Below are 19,357 nucleotides of genomic sequence, written 5' to 3' on the forward strand. Positions count from 1 at the left end.
TTACGCATGTTCTGACTCCGCCGAGCGATCATGCGAGTCGGAATCGGCGGATATATTCCACAATTTGACGCGTTGTCCCTCGAACAGCACCTCGCCGACCGGCGCTTGTGTCCCATGAAACAGAACCTGCAGGCGATGGCCGGGCCGCCATCGCCGCCGGGGAAGCACATGTAGCAGCAAGCGCGGTGCCTCGTCGGGAATCTCCAGCACATCCAATTCCACATCGAACGACAACGCAAGTTGACCGATCTGCGGCATCTGCCAGAGGCGCAATTTCCATAGTGGGATCTGCAGCGACGGTGCTCCAGTGTCGGCCGACGCGACCTGCAACACATCCTCGCTAGCGAAAAATGCCCGTAGCGTTTGCGCATGACGGGCGCGGCAACGGCACTGGGCATCCAAAAACGCCGCCGACAAACCATGCAGCAACAGATCGAACTCACAGCGCAACTTGCGCATCATTCGCCCTTCATCCAGCCAGGCTTGCGTGGAAAGCCCACGTGATAGCACAGCCACTGCATCACCACCTGATGCTCGCCGAGCTGGAGCACGGCGAAATTCTTTTCCGTGCCGATGATCGCCCCTTTCGGCGAATCGCTCAGGCAGCGATTGAGCAAAGCGCGCGCGGCTTCGATCTGTTCGGGCGTTTGCATCTGCGTCGGGTTGTCGCTACCGACCACAACCCGTTTGACGAACTTGACTTGAGTAAGGTCGAACATCGTTGACGAGTTCCCCGACGAGATGGTTCAACAGACCGCTATGGCCTTAGGGGGTGGCTGGCACTGATACTGGCGCGCCGACCTTGCGCGGCGCCACCGAGCTTTGCAGGATGTCCATCACCCGCGCCAGGCCTTCAGGCATGCCCTTGTCCTCGGCATGCACCGACACGTGGTATTTGGCCGAGTTGTCGGAGCTGCGCGTGTTCTCCTTGTGCGTGGCAACCGACCCCTGGATGTTGACCTTGGCCTTGAACAGACCCCAGCCGAACTCCATGTCCGCCGACAGCGACGCCGAGGCATCGGTGGAAGACTTCTCGGAGAATGACGACTTCACTTCCATGTCGAAGGTGATGTCCACCGTCTGAATGCTCAGGCTCGGCACGTTGACGATGGCCAGCAGCGGTACCTCCAGTTCCACTTCTTCTTCGGCGATACCGCCAGGGTTGGTCGGGTCGTCGACTGGCCGTTTGAAGCGGAAGCTGGCGGTGCGAGTGTCGCCTTGCGCCTGCTGATCGGTGCTGCCGGCAGGCGGCGGCAGGAAGCCGATGACACGGATGAAATCGGCGGTGGCGCGAGCCAGTTTGACCTGTGCTTCGCAGGCCGCATCCAGCGGACCGCCGATCAGGTCGCCCATCGGCAGACCCTTGAACTGGCTGGACATATTGACGAGTTCGTCAGGCATAGCAGTGACTCCTTAAGTAGTGGGATTGGTGACATCGTCCGTGTCCGGGACGTCTGGCTTGTCGGCCATGACCGTCTTGAACACGCCCTGCGTCTGCGCCAGATGGTTCAGCAATCTGGCCGCTCCGTCAGTGGGTTCGGTCCCCTCCACGCGCAGCACGACGTGGACGGAACTCTGGCGTTGACTCTTGGCGCTCGCGGAGGTATCCACGCGCACACTGGAGCGGGTAGCGGTGCGCTTGGCCTGCCAGGCGCCGCGCGGGGCGGCCGGCTCCGACGCGAAGAAACCATCGGCCGATTGCAGCCCGCCCAGATCGCCGAGTTGCGCGTCGAAACTGATCTCCACATCCTTGATCCGCAGCACGTTGGTCGAGACCAGTGGCAGCAACGGTGCGCGGTAATAATCCTCGTCGCCCTCGGCGGCCTGCGGATGCTGAGACGGGAGGCGGATGATGACGCTCTTGGGCCGGTGATACTCGTCGAAGTAATCGCCGAGGTTGGCCATCTGGTGCTGTGCGATGCGGTCCTGCGCCTCGATCACCGCGCCGGCCAGCGCTTCGATCAAGTCGTTCAATGCAGTCGGTCCAGCCATGTTAGCTCCTGGGAAAAAAAGGCCGCCATCGGCGACGACAACGGGTCGGCAACGCTCGCGGCGCCGGGATATGCGCAGACACGAGCGACGCTAGACGCGCGGTGGGCGCTCAGCGCAGGTCTGGAAATGCCTCCACCCTGGCCAACCAACCCTTGAGGAACTTGCCAAGCGTCGGTCTCGCCGCGACCAGACGCTGGTAGTAATCGCGGCGGCCCTGCTTGTAGCGCATGTACAGATCAGGCTGATCGGCCGCTATTACCGCCTTCAGCGTGGCTGGGCCGAGCTTGCCGTCATCGATGAGTTGCAACGCCGATTGCTGTTCATTGAGGACGCGCTGTAGCAGTTTGATGGCGTTGTTACCTGCATTGACATAGAAGTCGAATACGATGTCGGCCAGCGGCTGCAGCGCGATCGCGTCACCATGCACCGCGTCCCAGTAGCAAGTCTTGTAGATCCGCCCCGCCTGCGCATCGGTGAGCGCACGCAGATTCTCCAGCGCAGGTTCCACCTGCAACAGGCTCTTGGCGTAGAGGCGGAACGTGGCGAGCGTGATGCCTTTGTTGGTGGCACCGCCGGGATCCTGCGGATCGTTGACGAAGCCGCCCTCGTACCTGAGCAAGGTGGGAAAAAACACGTTGAAGTCGGCCATGCGATCCTCCGGGAATGCGCCGTGACGGGGCGTGGAGGAAGTCTGGCGAGCGTTCACGCGCGAGGGGATCGGCAAATATCCGATCCGGTGGTGCGCTGAGGCTGAGGCCGCGCTGCGGCGGAGGCGCAGGCGACGAACGGCACCTCCATACGCCCGCGTGTGTCTGGACATATTGAAAGGCAGACGCCCCCGTACGCTCGCGACGCGGTTCTGGGATAATGCCCAGCCATGAGCAAAATCGACCAGCTACTGCAAAACAACCGTAACTGGTCCGAGCGCATCAACCTTGAGGACCCCGAGTTCTTCAGCCGCCTGTCCAAGCAACAGACACCGCAATACCTGTGGATCGGCTGCTCCGACTCGCGTGTGCCGGCGAATCAGATCATCGATATGGCGCCGGGCGATGTGTTCGTCCACCGCAACATCGCCAACGTGGTCGTGCATACCGACCTCAATTGCCTGTCGGTCATCCAGTTCGCGGTCGATGTATTGAAGGTGCGACACATCCTGGTCGTCGGCCATTACGGCTGCGGCGGCGTACACGCTGCCCTGACCAGGGCACGCCTGGGCCTGGTCGACAACTGGATCCGCCACGTCACCGATGTGGCCGAAAAACACGAGCACTGCCTGCAACAGGCCGGCGACCTCGGCGTGCAGCACGCACGCCTGTGCGAACTCAACGTCGTCGAGCAGGTGGTCAACGTCAGCCGCACCTCGATCGTTGGCGATGCATGGGCACGTGGACAGGAATTGACTGTGCATGGCTGGGTCTACAGCCTGCGCGACGGTCGCGTCCACGACCTGGGCATGGAACTGGATTGCATCGAAGACCTGGAGCCGCGCTACACCGCCGCGCTAGCGCGTATCAGCCAAGACCATCAAGAGCGCTGAGCCGCTCGCCGAACCTCGCCACAAGGAAACATCCGCATGCTGCCCGCTCCGCTGAACCTACATGCATGGATCGACGAACACCGACATCTGCTCAAGCCGCCAGTCGGCAACAAGTGCATGCATGCAGGCGACTTCATCGTGATGGTGGTGGGCGGGCCGAATGTACGCTCGGACTTTCACTACAACGAAGGTCCGGAGTGGTTCTACCAGCTCGAAGGCGAGATGGTGCTGAAGATCCAGGAAAACGGCGCGGTACGCGAGATCCCGATCCGCCCCGGCGAAACCTTCCTGTTACCGCCCAAAGTGCCGCATTCGCCACAGCGGCAGCCCGACTCGGTCGGCCTGGTGATCGAACGTCGGCGTCTGCCGCACGAGCAGGATGGGCTGCTATGGTTCTGCCAGCAATGCAACCACCTGCTGTACGAAGAATACTTCCCGCTGCAAAATATCGAGACCGATTTCCCACCGGTGTTCGCACGGTTCTACACGTCCGAAACCCTGCGCACCTGCGCACGCTGCGGACACGTGCACCCGCTACCGGCGCCTCCCGCCGCGCCGTGAACCTCCTGCGCCAACGGCTAGGGCGGCGATGCTACGCAGCCTGATCGCACTGAAGCCGCGCGACGTCCCGATCCGGGTCGCGTTGCGCAATACCGTCGCGGTGGTGGCGCCGCTGGCACTCGGCGTGGCCAGCGGACATGCCGAAATCGGCCTGGCCGTAGCCACCGGTGCGCTGAATACCATGTTCTCCGACCTACCCGGTCCCTACCGGGCACGGATGCAGCGCATGCTGATGGCGGCACTGGCGGCGGGCGTGGCGGCCCTGCTGGGCATGCTGATCGGCACGCAGACCCTGACGCTAGCGCTGGCCGCACTGGTGCTGGGCCTGGGCGGCGGCCTGTTGGTGGCGCTGGGTCCGGTCGCGGCCCGGGCCGGGCTGACCAGCATGATCCTGCTGGTGGTCAGCGCCGACGTACACCTGCCACCGATGCAAAGCCTGGGCGTGGCCGCACTGATCTTCGCCGGTGGCGTGTTGCAGATGCTGATGGCGCTCGCCGCATGGCCGCTGCAACGGTATCGCCCCGAGCGCTTCGCCTTGGCGGACCTGATGCGGCAAATAGCGGGAATCGCGCGCCAACGCCCTAATGCGAGCGCGGTGGCGCCAGCGACCGAGGCCGTACTGGAAGCAATGGTGATGCTGCACGGCCAGCACCGTTCGCGCGGGCTGGCCGTGCAGTCCTTGCGCATCATCGCCGAACTCTGCGAACGCACGCGGCAAGAGCTACTGACCCTGTGCGACCTGCACGGGCGTCTGGAGACGAACTCCCCCGCACGACTGCCGATCGAGCGCGTACTCGAACGCAGCGCAGTCGTGCTGGACCAACTGGCCTATGCCATGGACAACGCCGCCGATCCAAAGGCCGCCGCCGACTCGATGACCGGCTTTGACGATCTGGTAGACACGTTGGCGCAAGTGCAGGCGCAAACCGAAGACACTCGCGAGCGCCGCCTGCTGCGTATCGCCGTGGCCCGCGCACAAGGACTGGGCGGGCAGTTGCGCGCGCTGGTCCGCAACGGCCACTGGGCCAGCAGCCGCGGCGAGATCCAAGCCGAACTGGCCGAGGCACGCCTGCCGGCGGCGCTTCGGCAACGCGCGCCGCTACAGACACTGCGCGCCAACCTGCGCATGTCCTCGGTCGCGTTCCGGCATGCGTTGCGCTGCGGAGTCTGCCTGGCGCTGGCGATGCTGTTCGCGCGCTGGCAGGCGATCCCGCACGGCTACTGGATTCCGATGACCACCGCGATCGTACTCAAACCGGATTTCGGTGGCACCCTGCGCTTCGGCGCACTACGTGTGGCCGGCACCCTCGCCGGGCTGCTGCTGGCAACCGTCCTGACCCACGCCGTGATGGACGGGACGGCGGTGCGACTGCTGTTACTCACCATTTTTTGCCTCGGCTTCCGTCTGCTCACCCAGGTCAACTACGGCCTCGGCGTGGCCTCGCTGACCGGCATGTTGGTGCTGCTGTTGTCGTTCGAGGGAATGGCGCCAGGCGAGGCCATCGGCGAGCGCATCCAGGCGACGCTGCTCGGCAGCACCTTGGCGCTGGTCGCCTACGCACTGTGGCCGACCTGGGAGCGCCAGCATCTGCGCGCCACGCTGGCGCAGTTGCTGCTGACCTATCGCGATCATCTGGTCGCAGTGCTGGAAGGCCGCCTGCAAGCGTTGTCGGAAACCCGCGCCGCCGCACGCACCGCGCGCACCAATGTCCAGGCATCGATCGAGCGGCTGCGCGGCGAACCGCTGCGCAAGCGCAATCTGCGCGAACTCACTCTCGCCGAATCGGTGCTGGCCAACAGCAACCGCCTGATCCGCGCCTCGCTGATGCTGGAGGCGGTGCTGCGCGAAGCGCCGGTGCCGCCGGCACTGCCGGAGTTGCAGCACTTCCACGAACAGGCACACATTGCTTTGACCCAACTGGCGAACAGCCTGCGCGACGGCACCCCGCCAGCGCAGGCGACGCTGCGTGCCGACGAACGTCGCCTGGCCGAAGCGCTGGCAGCACATGCACAGGAGGGGGCCGAGGGCAGCGTTCTATCGGCCCTGGCCGATGCCAGCGACCGTATCGCCGACAGCATCGGCACCCTGACCCACGTGCTACGCAGCACGCTCTTGCCGAGTGCGCCCAACGGCACCGACAAAGCGGCGCTCCGCCAGCGCTAAACTCTCGTCCTGTTTCCGGAAACCACCGCCGATGCACGCGCCCCTGTCCCGCCAGCACGCCATGGCCCTCGACGCCGCCGATCCGCTGTTTGCGCTACGGCAGGAATTCCTGTTCCCACAGCATCAAGGCGCCGACCAGGCCTATTTCGTCGGCAACTCCCTTGGCTTGCAGCCGCGCGGCGCGCGCGCCGCAGTGCAGGAGGTGCTGGACACATGGTCGGCCGTGGCGGTGGAAGGACACTTCAACGGCGCGACGCAGTGGATGAGCTACCACGAATTGCTGGCCGCGCCACTGGCTCGCCTGGTCGGTGCGCAGCCGCACGAAGTGGTGGCGATGAACACGCTGACGGTGAACCTGCATCTGCTGATGGTCAGCTTCTACCGCCCTACCCGCGCGCGCCCAGCGATCTTGATCGAGGCAGGCGCCTTCCCCTCCGACCGGCACGCGGTCGCCTCGCAGATCCGCTTCCATGGCTTCGATCCGGCCACCGACCTGATCGAAGTGCAGTCCGACAGCACCGACGGCACGGTGTCGCTGGAGGCGATCGCGCGCACCATCGGCGAACACGCGCCGCGTCTGGCGCTGGTGCTGTGGCCCGGCGTGCAGTACCGCACCGGCCAGGCCTTCGATCTGGCCGCAATAGCGCAGTTGGCGCGCAAGGCAGGCGCGGCGCTCGGCTTCGACCTGGCGCACGCGATCGGCAACCTCCCGCTGCATCTGCACGACATCGCCCCGGATTTTGCGGTGTGGTGCCATTACAAGTATCTCAACGCCGGCCCAGGTGCGATCGCCGGCGCCTTCGTGCATGAGCGGCACGGGCATGGCGACACCCCGCGCTTCGCTGGCTGGTGGGGCCACGACAAGCGCAGTCGGTTTCAAATGGAGCCCGACTTCGTCGCCGCGCCCGGCGCCGACGGCTGGCAGCTCGGTAACCCGCCGATCCTGAGCATGGCACCGTTGCGGGCCTCGCTGGAATTGTTCGAACGGGCCGGCATGCCGGCATTGCGGCACAAATCGCAACAACTCACCGGTTACCTGGAGATGCTGATCCACGCAAGGCTGGCCAACACATTGGAGATCCTCACCCCCTCCGATCCGGCACAGCGCGGCTGCCAACTGTCGTTGCGCGTGGTCGGCGGTCGCGCGCGTGGCCGCTCGCTGCTCGAATACTTGCAATCAGTAGGCGTCCTCGGCGACTGGCGCGAACCGGACGTCATCCGCATCAGCCCGGTCCCGCTGTATAACCAGTATCACGATGTCTACCGCTTCATCGAAGCCGTGGAAACCTGGGCCGGCCTCTGAGCCGCACCTTCATGCGCGGCACACCGCCGCGTCCCTGTCGGACACCGCATTGAATCACTCTCCTCGCAACATCACCTTGATCGGCGCCGGCCTGGCCGGCTCCCTGCTCGCCATCCTGCTCTCACGCCAGGGCTGGCAGGTCACCGTGTACGAACGCCGTGGCGATCCGCGCATTCACGATTACGAGCGTGGTCGCTCGATCAACATGGCCCTCGCCGAGCGCGGCCTGCATGCGCTGCGCCAAGCCGGTGCCGACACCGCGGTGATGGCTAAAGCCGTCATGATGCGCGGGCGCATGGTGCACCTTGCCGATGGCCAGCCGCAATTGCAGCGCTACGGGCGCGACGACAGCGAGGTAATCTGGTCGGTGCACCGCAAGGATCTCAACATCAGCTTGCTGCAGTTGGCCGAGCAAGCCGGCGCGCGCATCCACTTTTACCGCCGCCTGCACACGGTGGATTTCGACGCCGGCTACGCGCGCTTTATCGACGACCGCAACGACCAGCCACACGACATCCATTTCGACAGCATGATCGGCGCCGATGGCGCTGGCTCGGCGCTGCGCGCGGCGATGCAACGTCAGGCGCCGATGGCCGAGCACATCGAATTCCTCGACCATTCCTACAAAGAACTGGAAATTCCCCCCGCCGCCGATGGCAGCTTCCGCATCGAGCCCAACGTTTTGCATGTGTGGCCGCGCGGCCATTACATGTGCATCGCCCTGCCCAATCACGAAGGCACCTTCACCGTCACCTTGTTTCTGCCCAACAAGGGCGAGCCGAGCTTCGCCAGTATTCGCAACGGGAAGGAGGCCGTGGCGCTGTTCGCGCGCGACTTCGCCGATGTGCTACCGCTGATGCCGCAACTGGCCGAACACTGGGAACAGCATCCACCTGGCCTGCTCGGCACGCTGTGCCTGGAACGCTGGCATTTGGGCGGACGCGCCGTGTTGCTCGGCGATGCCGCGCACGCGATGGTGCCGTTCCACGGACAGGGGATGAATTGCGCTTTCGAAGACTGCGTCGCCTTGGCTGCGCAGCTACAACGCGAACCCGATTTGAGCCGCGCCTACGCCGCGTTCGAAGCCGAGCGCAAACCCAACGCCGGCGCCATCCAGCAGATGGCGCTGGAAAACTACATCGAAATGCGCGACCGCGTCGGCGATACCGGTTTCCTGCTGCAACGCGAATTGGAACAGGCTCTGCAAGCGCGCTACCCGACCCGCTTCGTACCACACTACAGCATGGTCACTTTCCTGCGCACCGGATATGCGCAGGTACTCGAACGCAGCCAGATCCAACGCGACATCCTGGTGCAGGCGACGCAGGGTCACCGTGACTTGACCCGAATCGATTGGAACTGGCTGGAACGCACCGTACATGCGCGCCTGGCCCCGCTGGAGGGCGCACGCTGAGACGATCTGGCTTACCCTGGCGCAATAGGCTTGACAGCCTTGACCTGCGTGACCGGCAACGTCCATCACGACGAATCGCAGCAAGGCCGGCCAGAATCGCACTGACAACCGCACGTCCACGGATTCGCTCGGTTGCCGACACATCCTCGCCCACACCACCACGATGCAACCATGCCCGACAGCTTTCTGTTCTACGACCTGGAGACCTTCGGCGCCGACCCAAGACGCACCCGCATCGCCCAGTTCGCGGCGGTAAGGACCGACGCGGCACTGAATCAGATCGAGGAACCGATCAGTTTCTTTGTCCAGCCAGCCGACGACCTGCTGCCCTCTCCGGTCGCCACCCTGATCACTGGTATCACCCCGCAGCAGGCGCTGCGCGAAGGCATCAACGAGGCCGATGCCTTCGCGCGCATCGCCGAGCAGATGGCGCAGCCGCAGACCTGTACCCTGGGCTACAACTCGCTGCGCTTCGACGACGAGTTCATTCGCCATGGTCTGTTCCGCAACTTCCACGATCCCTACGAGCGCGAATGGCGCGGCGGCAATTCGCGCTGGGACCTGCTGGACATGTTGCGACTGATGCACGCCCTGCGCCCGGATGGCATCGTCTGGCCGCAGCGCGAAGATGGCGCCACCTCGTTCAAGCTGGAACAACTTGCGCTGGCCAATGGCGTGCGCGACGGCGACGCGCACGAGGCACTCTCCGACGTCTACGCCACCATCGGCATGGCCCGGCATTTCCGTCGCTGCCAACCGCGCTTGTGGGAGTACGCACTGAAACTGCGCGACAAGCGTTTCTGCGCCAGCCTGCTGGACGTGACCGCGATGCAGCCGGTCCTGCACGTGTCGATGCGCTACCCGGCCTCGCGGCTGTGCGCCGCGCCGGTGCTGCCGCTGACGCGGCATCCGCGTATCGACAGCCGGGTGGTGGTGTTCGACCTGGAAGGCGACATCAATACGCTGTTGCGCTGCACACCGGAAGAAATCGCCGACCGCCTCTACACCCCGCAAGCCGACCTGCCCGAAGGCGAGCAGCGCATCGCGCTCAAGGAAGTGCATCTGAACAAGGCACCTGCGCTGGTCGCGTGGGCGCATCTGCGCGAAGCCGAATTCGAGCGCCTTGGCATCGACCCGGCGCAGGCGCTGGCCAAGGCCGCGCGCATGCGCGAAGCCGGCCCAACCTTGGCGGAGAAGGTGCGCCGCGTCTTCGCCAGCGAGCGAGCAACCATGCCCGCCGACGTGGATGCCTCCCTCTACGATGGCTTCCTGGCCGATACGGATAAGCGCGCGATGGCGCAGGTGCGGGCGACGGCACCGATGCAGTTGGCGCCTCTGGAACATGGCTTCCGCGATCCACGCCTGCCCGAACTGTTGTTTCGCTACCGCGCGCGCAACTGGCCACAAACGCTCTCGATCGCCGAGCAGACGCGCTGGGACGATTACCGACGCCGGCGCCTTGAGGTCGACAACGGCCTGTCCGAGTTGACCTTCGAGACATATGCCGCGCAACTAGCCGATTTACGTCTAGCTCACCCTGAGGATGCTACCAAGCAAGCCCTGCTCGACCAATTGGCCGCCTGGGGCCAAGACCTGCAACGCACCCTATGACCAGCTATTTCAGCGACGCCAGCCTCAAATTCCTGCGTGCCCTGGCCCGGCACAACGAGAAAACCTGGTTCAACGCGAACCGGCACAAATACGAAGCGCACGTGCGTCAGCCGTTCCTGCGCCTGATCGTCGACCTACAGCCGGACTTGGCCGAACTCAGCGAACATTTCCGTGCCGACCCACGCGGCGTGGGCGGCTCGCTGTTGCGGATCCACCGCGACGCGCGCTTTTCCCACGACAAATCGCCGTACAAGACCTGGCAAGGTGCGCGCCTGTTCCACGCGCGACGCAAGCAAGTGCCGGCGCCATCGTTCTACATCCACTTGGAACCGGGCGAGAGCTTCGTCGGCGCCGGGCTATGGCATCCAGAGCCGGAGACACAGCGCAAGGTGCGTCAGTTCATCTTCGACAATCCCGGCAGTTGGAAGACCGCAGCGCACGCGCCGGCGCTGCGCCGGCGCTTCGAACTGGAGGAAAGCGAAGTCTTGGTGCGACCACCGCGCGGCTTTCCTGCCGAATTCCCATTCATCGACGATCTCAAACACAAAAACTGGGTGTTCTGGCGCCACCTCGACGATGCGGCGATGACCGGGCCCAAGCTACGCAGCCAGATCGTCACCGACCTGCGGACGCTGGGGCCGTTCGTGGATTACCTGTGCGCAGCGTTGGATCTGGAATTCTGAAAACCCATCGCGACCACACCACCCGTACACCCTGAGGCATGCGATGAAAAAGTGGCTGGCGTTGCTGTTGTTCGCGCTATTGGGGCTCGGCGGCTACGTCGTCGCCGGTCCGTATCTGGCGATCCACGGGATCGAACAGGCGCTGCGCCAGCGCGATGCCGCCGCGCTGGAAGAGTATGTCGACTTCCCTACACTGCGGGTCAATCTGAAAGCACAATTCGACGATGCGCTATTGCGCCGCGCCGGACCCGACATGCAAGCGAACCTGTTCGGCGGCGCGTTGCTGTCGCTGGCCGGCAGCGTCGGTGGCATGAGCGTGGATGCGCTGGTCACACCTGCCGGCATCGGGGCACTGCTGCAAGGCGATGCGCTATGGAAACGCGCCAGCGGCGACACCGTCGGCGGCGACACCTATGCCGCGCCGCGTCCGCCACAACCGCTGCGTCAGGCCGAACAGCGCTTCGAGTCGACGTCGCGCTTCGTCGCCACGGTACACACCGCCGATGGCACCCCGGTGCAGTGCGTGTTCACGCGCGATGGCCTGCACTGGAAACTCAGCAACATCCTATTGCCATTGTAGGCGCAAGCTTGATGGCGGCGCAGACGCGGGAAATCCGCGCGTAACCACCGGCGCAATAGCGCAATGTCGCGCCGGCATGTATGCCGCAGCGCTCACCGCGCAGCGATGTCGTTGGCCACCCCATGCGGTACATGGCCGGCGGCGACCCGTTCGCGCGCGGCGCTGTCTATATTGTGCTGCGAATCGTCGAAGAAAATGTCCGCGCCGAACGCCTGCAAAAACGGGCCCTTGTGACGGCCGCCGAGAAACAAGGCTTCGTCCAGGCGCACGCCCCATTCGCGCAGGGTGCGAATCACACGTTCGTGCGCTGGCGCCGAACGCGCTGTGACCAGTGCGGTGCGGATCGGCGAGGCATCACCGGCCGGAAACGCCGATTGCAAGGCCTGCAAGGCCGATAGAAAGTTGCGGAATGGCCCGCCGGTCAGCGGCTCGCGTGCGTTTTCGCGCTCGTAGCGACCAAATGCCTCCACACCCTGCTCGCGCGCGAGGCGCTCGCCCTCGTCGCCGAAGATCACCGCATCGCCATCGAAGGCGATGCGCAACTGCGTGGACAGGCGTCCAGTGTTGAGCGCGCCAGCGGCTACAGCGACTTCATGCGCATACTCGCCCGCAGGCTTGGGCAGGATGGTCGCCGCAGCAACCCCATGGCTGAGCGCACGCCGCACCGATTCCGGATTCGCCGACAGGAACAGGTCGGTACCGAACGGTTTGACATAGGGCCAGGTCGCCTCGCCGGAGGTGAAGGTCGCGCGGACGATGTCCAAGCCATAATGCTGGATCGAATTGAAGATGCGCAGACCGGTATCGGCGGAATTGCGCGAGAGCAGGATCACCTCCACAGGCGGGGTCTCCGGCGGCGTGCCCTGGTTCAGCGCCAACAGTTTGCGAACCACCGGGAAGGCCACGCCGGGCACGAGGACATCGTCCTCGCGTTCGCGCTGATAGGCGCTGTAAGCCTCCACACCCTCGCGTTCGAACAAGGCGTGGCCTTCTTCCAAATCGAACAGCGCACGCGAGGTAACCGCGACGGTGAGCAGACGGGGAGCATTGTCAGGCATGGGATGGGAACTCGAAACCCGGGACTCGGAAACGTCCAACGGCACCAGTGTAGCCGAGCCTATGCAATGGACGCCGAACGCACTGCGGCGCTTGAGCGAGCCGGCAGTTCCACGTTTGCACTCACACCATGAACTGCTCGCTCAGGATCCGTTCCTCCAGATTGTGTTCCGGATCGAACAACAGCGTGACCAGACGATCGCGCGATTCGCGGATGGTCACTTCGACCACGTCGCGGGTTTCGTGCGAGTCGGCGGTGACGCTGACCGGGCGTTTGTACGGATCGAGAACCCGAAAGCGCACTTCGGTATCGGCCTTGAGGATCGCACCACGCCAGCGCCGCGGCCGATATGGAGCGATCGGCGTCAACGCCAGGGTATGCGAGCCCAATGGCAGAATCGGCCCGTGCGCCGAAGAGTTGTAGGCCGTGCTACCGGCAGGCGTAGCGACCATCACGCCATCGCCGATCAGCTCATCGATCTTGGTCTGGCCGTTGAGATCGATGCTCACGTGCGCCGCCTGACGGGTTTGCCGCAGCAGCGAGACCTCGTTGTAGGCCAGCGAGCCGGTGGTGGCGCCGGACTCGGTGTGCGCCAGCATCTCCAGCGGTCGCAGCTTGGCCGGTTCGGCCAAAGACAGACGAGCAACGAAGTCCTCGGCACGAAAGTGATTCATCAGGAAACCGACCGTGCCCAACTTCATGCCGAATACCGGCTTACTCATCCCGCCGTGGCGATGCAGGGTCTGCAACATGAATCCGTCACCGCCGAGCGCGCACAACACATCGGCCACGGCCGGCTCGCAGTCGCCATAGCGTGCAACCAACTGCGCGTGTGCTTGCTGCGCCTCGGGCGTGGCGCTAGCGAGGAAACAGATCCGGGGCGAAGGCGGCAGTAAAGGTGCATTCATTGCAACGATCATAACCGGCCAAGCACCACTGCGTCGCCGCATAAGACCATTTTTAAAGCATTATTGTCGTACCGCGAACGCAGCCTCCATCTCCACGATGTACCGAAGCACCGCAGCCACCCACTTCTAGCAGCCGTGCAGGTAGGCTCAGCCAATCCGCCCCTCGACCGGATCATTGCGCTACACCTGGAGCAAAGCCGCGCTCCATGACACGCGGCACGGAGCAACGCCGCGAGAGATAGACAGAACGCTCCTACGACACCGACCTTCTACACCACAAACGGTCGGCTCAGGCGCGCACGCTCGGGCCTGAGCACGGGTTACACCCCATGCGCCGCCAGTTGGCTCAGACGCTGCACCGCCACCGACAGGGTCGGGTAATCCAGGCTTTTCTGTGCGGCCAACTCCTGAAGCATGCCCAGGGTGAAGCGCAGGCTGCTGTCGTCGCGCTGCAACCACTGCTGGACCTTGAACTCGGCGGTAGCACCCGGCACCGCCAGCACTTGGCCAGCTAGCGCGCTGTGCTGCTTGGCCAGTTCGTCGCGTAGCACGCCGCGGGCCACCGCATGCCAACGTCCATTGACTTCCAACGCGTCGATCTGCTCGAACAACCACGGCAACTGCAGGGCCTCGCCGAGGCGGAAATGCACCTTCGATACCTCCACCGGCTTGAGCTTGCGGGTGCGCGCCATTTCGATGATGTCGAACGCCGGCTCCAGGAAACGTAGCTCGGACAACTGCTTCGCCAACGCGGGCGGCAAGCCTTTGTCCTGCCACTGTTGCACCAGCGCCTCGTACAGCGGCCGCTGCGTTTCCGGCAATACGCCGGAAGCGGCACGAATGGCGTTGAACGGCTCGTGGTAGCGCTCCACTGCCGCGGTGATGCCAGGCATCGTGCCCGGACGGAACAGCAGCCAGCGCACGAACGCCCGTTGCAAGGTCCAGGTCACCTCCAGCGCGTCGATCTGCACCGACTCGGGCACCTTGCCATCGAGCGCATCAATCTGCGTCCACAACGCGCGCGCATCCAGCGTTTCGCGGCTGATGGTATAGGCCTTGGCGACCTCGGCGATGCTGCGACCGGTATCCTCCTGCATTCGCATCAGGAAGGTGGCGCCCATGCGATTGATGGTGGTGTTGGTCACCGCGGTGGCGATGATCTCGCGCTTGAGGCGGTGCCGCTCCATCGCATCGGCATACTTTTTCTGCAGCGGCCGTGGGAAGTAACGTTGCAGCTCCTTGGACAGGTAAGGGTCCTCGGGGATGTCCGATTCCAGCAGTTGCTGGAAGGTGACCAATTTGGAGTAGGACAGCAGCACCGCCAACTCCGGCCGGGTCAGGCCCTGGCCGCGCGCCTTGCGCGCGGAAATCTCCGCATCCGAAGGCAAATATTCGATCTGCCGGTCGAGCAGCCCCTGCACTTCCAAGGTACGGATGAAATGCTGCTTGGAACCCAAGCGCTTGACGCTCATTCGCTCCATCAAGCTAAGTGCCTGGTTTTGGCGGATGTTGTCCCACAACACCAGTTCGGCGACCTCCCCGGTCATCGAGGCCAGCAACGTGTTGCGCGCCTGCACAGTCAGCTTTTTCGCCTGTACCACATCGTTGAGCAGGATTTTGATGTTGACCTCGTGGTCGGAGGTGTCCACACCGGCCGAGTTGTCGATGAAGTCGGTGTTGAGCAGCACGCCGGCCTGTGCCGCTTCGATACGGCCGAGCTGGGTCAGGCCCAGATTACCGCCCTCGCCGACGATCCGACAGCGCAGTTCGCCACCGTTGACGCGCAGGCCGTTGTTGGCACGATCGCCGACATCGCTGTGGGTCTCGCTGGCGGCTTTGACATAGGTGCCGATGCCGCCATTCCAGAACAGATCCACCGGCGCCTTGAGGATGGCGTGCATCAGGTCGTTGGGCGAAAGCTGCTTGACCCCAGGCTCCAGACCCAGCGCCGCGCGCACCGGCGGACTGATCTCGATCGACTTGAGTGTGCGCGGATAGACACCGCCGCCGGCACTGATCCGCTTGGCGTCGTAGTCGGCCCAGCTCGAACGTGGCAGTTTGAACAGCCGCTCGCGTTCGGCGAACGCCACCGCCGTGTCCGGGTTCGGATCCAGGAAAATATGGCGATGATCGAACGCGGCCAGCAGGCGCAGATGCCGCGACAAGAGCATGCCGTTGCCGAACACATCGCCAGACATGTCGCCGATCCCCACACAACTGAAGTCCTCGCTCTGGCAATCGCGCCCCAGCGCGCGGAAGTGGCGTTTAACCGACTCCCAGGCACCGCGCGCGGTGATGCCCATGCCCTTGTGGTCATAGCCGACCGAACCACCGGAGGCAAACGCATCGCCGAGCCAGAAACCATGGCCCAACGCCAGCCCGTTGGCGATATCGGAAAACGTGGCGGTGCCCTTGTCCGCGGCGACCACCAAATACGGATCGTCCTGATCGTGGCGCACCACCTGCGGCGGCGGCACGATCTTGCCGCCCACGATGTTGTCGGTGATATCCAACAGGCTCTGGATGAACAGCTTGTAGCAGGCGATGCCTTCGGCCAGCACCGCATCGCGCTCGCCGCCAGCGGGCGGGCGCTTGCAGAAGAAGCCGCCTTTGGCACCCACCGGCACGATCACCGTGTTCTTGACCATCTGCGCCTTGACCAGGCCCAGCACCTCGGTGCGGAAATCCTCGCGCCGGTCCGACCAGCGCAGGCCGCCGCGCGCCACCGCACCGAAGCGCAGGTGCACGCCCTCCACGCGCGGGCCGTAGACGAAGATTTCGCGGTACGGACGCGGTTTTGGCAGGTCCGGCACCATCGACGAATCCAGTTTGAAACTGATGCAATGTCCCAGCCCGCCCTCGGCGGTGCGCTGGTAATAGCTGGTGCGCAGGGTCGCTTCGATGACGCCCTTGAAGCTGCGCAGGATGCGATCCTCGTCCAGGCTGGCGACCTGATCGAACAACTTCAACAGCGCCGCACCGACTGCCTCCAATTGCGCCTCGCGGCTGCCGCTGTGCGCGTCGATCACTGGCTGTAGCGCTTTCAGCGCGACCTCGTCGCCCTCTGCCAACCGCCGCAATTGCGCCGACAGCGCCGCTTGACCATCAGCGATCTGCGCCTTGCTCTGGCTGCCAGTGGCCGGATCGAAGCGTGCCTCGAACAATTCCACCAACAAACGCGCCAGCAGCGGGTAGCCGTTGCAGGTCGCTTCGACGTAGACCTGCGAGAACGGTACGCCAGTCTGTAGCAGATACTTGCAATAACCGCGCAGGATCGCCACTTGGCGCCAGCTCAGACTGGCGCCAACGATCAGGCGATTGAAGCCGTCGTTCTCGGCCTCGCCACGCCATATCCGCACGAACGCCTCGCACAGCGGCGCATCGGCAGTGGCCACGTCGATCGTGCCGGCCAGTGGCGCGACCTCGAAATCCTGAATGGACAGCAACGTGCCATCCACGGTGAGCCGATAGGGACGCTCGGAGATCACCCGCAATCCCAGGTTCTCCAGCATCGGCAACACGTCCGATAGCGGCAGATCCTCGTGCTGGCGATAGAGTTTCAGACGCAGGCTGTCGCTGCGGTCGCGGCACAACGCCTGCAAGCTCAGATGCAGGTCTTCCGGACCGCGCAGCGCGGCCAGGCGTTCGACATCGTGTGCGGCGATCTGCGCGGTCGATTCCTCGATGTAACCGGCCGGCAACGCGCGGCCATAACCGGCCGCCAAACGCAGACCATCGCGCTCGCCGCAGCTGGCGACCAAAGCCTCGCGTAAGTCGTCGTGCCAGTTACGCAACAGGTGCGCCAGGCGCGACTGCAGTTCGGTGATATCGAATTCCAGTGCCTCGCCCAGCTTGGGACGCGCAATCAGGTGCAACTGCGCCAGCAGCGATTCGCCCAGCACCACGCTGGAGTCGACGTGCTCGGCATGCAACGCGTCCTTCAGCAGTGCCTCGATGCGTAGACGCACGTCGGTATTGAAGCGTTCGCGCGGGATGTACACCAACGCCGAAATGAAGCGACCGTACTTGTCGCGACGCAGGAACAAACGGCTGCGCACCCGCTCCTGCAGGCCGAGGATGCCCATCGCGGTGCGGTACAATTCTTCTTCGTTGGATTGGAACAGTTCCTCGCGCGGCAGCGTCTCCAGAATGTGGCGCAAGACCTTGCCACTGTGGCTGCTCGGAGACAGTTCGGACTTGCGCATCACGTAGTCGTAGCGCTCGCGCACCAGCGGGATTTCCGACGGGCGGCGGTTGTAGGCGCTGGAAGTGAACATGCCCAGGAAACGCTGCTCGGCGACGATGCGTCCCTTGGCGTCGAACTCCAGCACGCCGATGTAGTCCATGTAGCCACTGCGATGTACCCGCGAGCGTGCGTTGGTCTTGGTCAGGATCAACGCCTCCTTGGTGCCCGCCTCGCTGAGGCCCTGCGCGGCAAGCGTGCGCACTGGACGCGCCGGCGATTTGTCCTGGCCGCGCAACAGGCCCAGGCCGCTGTCCTGCAACGGCGCCAGTACGTTTTCGCCGCCCTGCTTTTCCACCCGGTACTCGCGGTAGCCGAAGAAGGTGAAATGGTCGGCGGCGGCCCACCGCAGGAACTCCTGCGCCTCGCGCCGGCCCTTGTCGTCCACCGGAAGACACCGCGTGGTCAGGTCGTCGGCCAGGGTCAACATCTTCTCGCGCATGCCGCCCCAATCGCGCACGATGGTGCGCACGTCGCCGAGGATGCGCTGGATCGTCGCCTGCACGCGCGGCATCTCCTCCGGCGGTTGGCGATCGATCTCCAGCACCATCAACGATTCCGGCTTGCCTTCGCCGATGCTTTCCAGCACGCCGTTCTTGTCGCGTTGCATGCGCAGCACCGGATGGCCGAGGACATGCAGGCCGATGCCCAGGTCCGAGAGCAATATGCTCACCGAATCGACCAGAAACGGCATGTCGTCGTTGACGATCTGCAGCACGGTGCGCGATGACTCCCAACCATCCTCCTTCGGATTGGGATTGAACACCCGCACGTTGGCCGTTCCGGGTTTGCGCTTGCGCGCGAATTCCAGCATCGAGACGGCCAGCGCGGCCCACTCCTGCGCGGTATGCTGAGGAAATTCGTCCTCCTGCATGCGTTTGTAGAACGCCTCGGCAAACGCCTGCGCCTGATCCTGGCGAGCGGCAGGGTAACGCTTGCGCAGCGCCGCGAACACCGGCGCCAAACTGAAACCAGCCGCTGCCACCGGTGCGGCATCGATCAGTTTGGCCATGGCCTCGACGACCGGCACAGGCTTGCGCGAGGTCGCCGCAGACTTGGCCGTCGACTTGGCTGTTGGTTTGGCAACGGATGGGGGCGCAGGCTGACGGGCGGCGAGCGACGATTTGCTGGAGCGGGGAGCGACGTTTTTAGGCTTCATGGCGGAGAGCGGCAACGATGCTCGATAGGAAGGCCAAAATTGTACCGGTGCCGACTGTAACTCACGTACTTCATCGCAAACCGGATCGGCCTGTCTCGCCAGACACCAGCGCCGCACAGAACAGCCACAATCACCCCATCAC

Annotated in this window: 16 protein-coding genes; 8 read left to right on the top strand and 8 right to left on the bottom strand. The window is 64.3% G+C overall.

What is annotated here, in order from left to right:
* The 5 genes from XaFJ1_RS08415 to XaFJ1_RS08435 form a co-directional block, all read right to left on the bottom strand.
* On the bottom strand, positions 1–462 hold the full coding sequence (locus XaFJ1_RS08415) for a hypothetical protein (RefSeq protein ID WP_012916242.1): 462 nt from the start codon (positions 460–462) through the stop codon (positions 1–3).
* A complete protein-coding gene (locus XaFJ1_RS08420) occupies positions 459–719 on the bottom strand; it encodes a hypothetical protein (protein WP_012916243.1) in 261 nt (86 codons plus the stop codon). The genes XaFJ1_RS08415 and XaFJ1_RS08420 overlap by 4 nt, the downstream gene beginning before the upstream one ends.
* Before the next feature lie 46 nt (positions 720–765).
* Entirely contained in the window at positions 766–1,401 is a 636-nt protein-coding gene (locus tag XaFJ1_RS08425; protein ID WP_012916244.1) for a DUF2589 domain-containing protein, read from the bottom strand.
* Positions 1,402–1,413: 12 nt separating this feature from the next.
* Complete coding sequence (locus XaFJ1_RS08430; protein ID WP_012916245.1) at positions 1,414–1,992, bottom strand: DUF2589 domain-containing protein; 579 nt, start codon at positions 1,990–1,992, stop codon at positions 1,414–1,416.
* Positions 1,993–2,101: 109 nt separating this feature from the next.
* The gene (locus XaFJ1_RS08435) at positions 2,102–2,641 is read right to left on the bottom strand and encodes a glycoside hydrolase family 108 protein (RefSeq protein WP_012916246.1); all 540 of its coding nucleotides are present in this window, start codon (positions 2,639–2,641) and stop codon (positions 2,102–2,104) included.
* 228 nt (positions 2,642–2,869) lie between these two features.
* Here XaFJ1_RS08435 and can point away from each other — a divergent pair, with 228 nt between their 5' ends.
* The 8 genes from can (at position 2,870) to XaFJ1_RS08475 (ending at position 11,848) form a co-directional block, all read left to right on the top strand.
* Complete coding sequence (gene can, locus XaFJ1_RS08440; RefSeq protein WP_012916247.1) at positions 2,870–3,532, top strand: carbonate dehydratase; 663 nt, start codon at positions 2,870–2,872, stop codon at positions 3,530–3,532.
* A 36-nt stretch (positions 3,533–3,568) separates the two neighbouring features.
* Positions 3,569–4,093 carry a 3-hydroxyanthranilate 3,4-dioxygenase gene (locus XaFJ1_RS08445; protein ID WP_012916248.1) on the top strand — a complete coding sequence of 175 codons (525 nt, stop codon included), beginning with the start codon at positions 3,569–3,571 and terminating at the stop codon, positions 4,091–4,093.
* Between the two features lie 28 nt (positions 4,094–4,121).
* Entirely contained in the window at positions 4,122–6,257 is a 2,136-nt protein-coding gene (locus XaFJ1_RS08450) for an FUSC family protein (protein WP_012916249.1), read from the top strand.
* A 31-nt stretch (positions 6,258–6,288) separates the two neighbouring features.
* Positions 6,289–7,560: a kynureninase gene (kynU, locus tag XaFJ1_RS08455; RefSeq protein ID WP_012916250.1), complete on the top strand. Its 1,272-nt coding sequence runs from the start codon at positions 6,289–6,291 to the stop codon at positions 7,558–7,560.
* 49 nt (positions 7,561–7,609) lie between these two features.
* Positions 7,610–8,974: an FAD-dependent oxidoreductase gene (locus XaFJ1_RS08460; RefSeq protein ID WP_012916251.1), complete on the top strand. Its 1,365-nt coding sequence runs from the start codon at positions 7,610–7,612 to the stop codon at positions 8,972–8,974.
* A 171-nt stretch (positions 8,975–9,145) separates the two neighbouring features.
* Positions 9,146–10,585 carry an exodeoxyribonuclease I gene (sbcB, locus tag XaFJ1_RS08465; protein ID WP_045756887.1) on the top strand — a complete coding sequence of 480 codons (1,440 nt, stop codon included), beginning with the start codon at positions 9,146–9,148 and terminating at the stop codon, positions 10,583–10,585.
* Complete coding sequence (locus XaFJ1_RS08470) at positions 10,582–11,268, top strand: DUF2461 domain-containing protein (protein ID WP_012916253.1); 687 nt, start codon at positions 10,582–10,584, stop codon at positions 11,266–11,268. Before sbcB ends, XaFJ1_RS08470 begins: the two co-directional genes overlap by 4 nt.
* Positions 11,269–11,311: 43 nt before the next feature.
* Positions 11,312–11,848, top strand: a complete 537-nt coding sequence (locus tag XaFJ1_RS08475; RefSeq protein ID WP_012916254.1) for a DUF2939 domain-containing protein — start codon at positions 11,312–11,314, stop codon at positions 11,846–11,848.
* Positions 11,849–11,940: 92 nt separating this feature from the next.
* Here the strand turns inward: XaFJ1_RS08475 and XaFJ1_RS08480 are convergent, their stop codons facing one another.
* From XaFJ1_RS08480 to XaFJ1_RS08490, 3 genes are all read right to left on the bottom strand, one after another.
* Positions 11,941–12,906 carry a 5'-nucleotidase gene (locus XaFJ1_RS08480; protein WP_012916255.1) on the bottom strand — a complete coding sequence of 322 codons (966 nt, stop codon included), beginning with the start codon at positions 12,904–12,906 and terminating at the stop codon, positions 11,941–11,943.
* Between the two features lie 121 nt (positions 12,907–13,027).
* Complete coding sequence (locus XaFJ1_RS08485) at positions 13,028–13,798, bottom strand: NAD kinase (protein ID WP_152625151.1); 771 nt, start codon at positions 13,796–13,798, stop codon at positions 13,028–13,030.
* A 335-nt stretch (positions 13,799–14,133) separates the two neighbouring features.
* Entirely contained in the window at positions 14,134–19,068 is a 4,935-nt protein-coding gene (locus XaFJ1_RS08490; protein WP_012916257.1) for an NAD-glutamate dehydrogenase, read from the bottom strand.
* Positions 19,069–19,357 lie beyond the last annotated feature (289 nt).

Origin of the sequence: Xanthomonas albilineans (assembly GCF_009931595.1) — a bacterium.
Classification (GTDB): domain Bacteria; phylum Pseudomonadota; class Gammaproteobacteria; order Xanthomonadales; family Xanthomonadaceae; genus Xanthomonas_A; species Xanthomonas_A albilineans.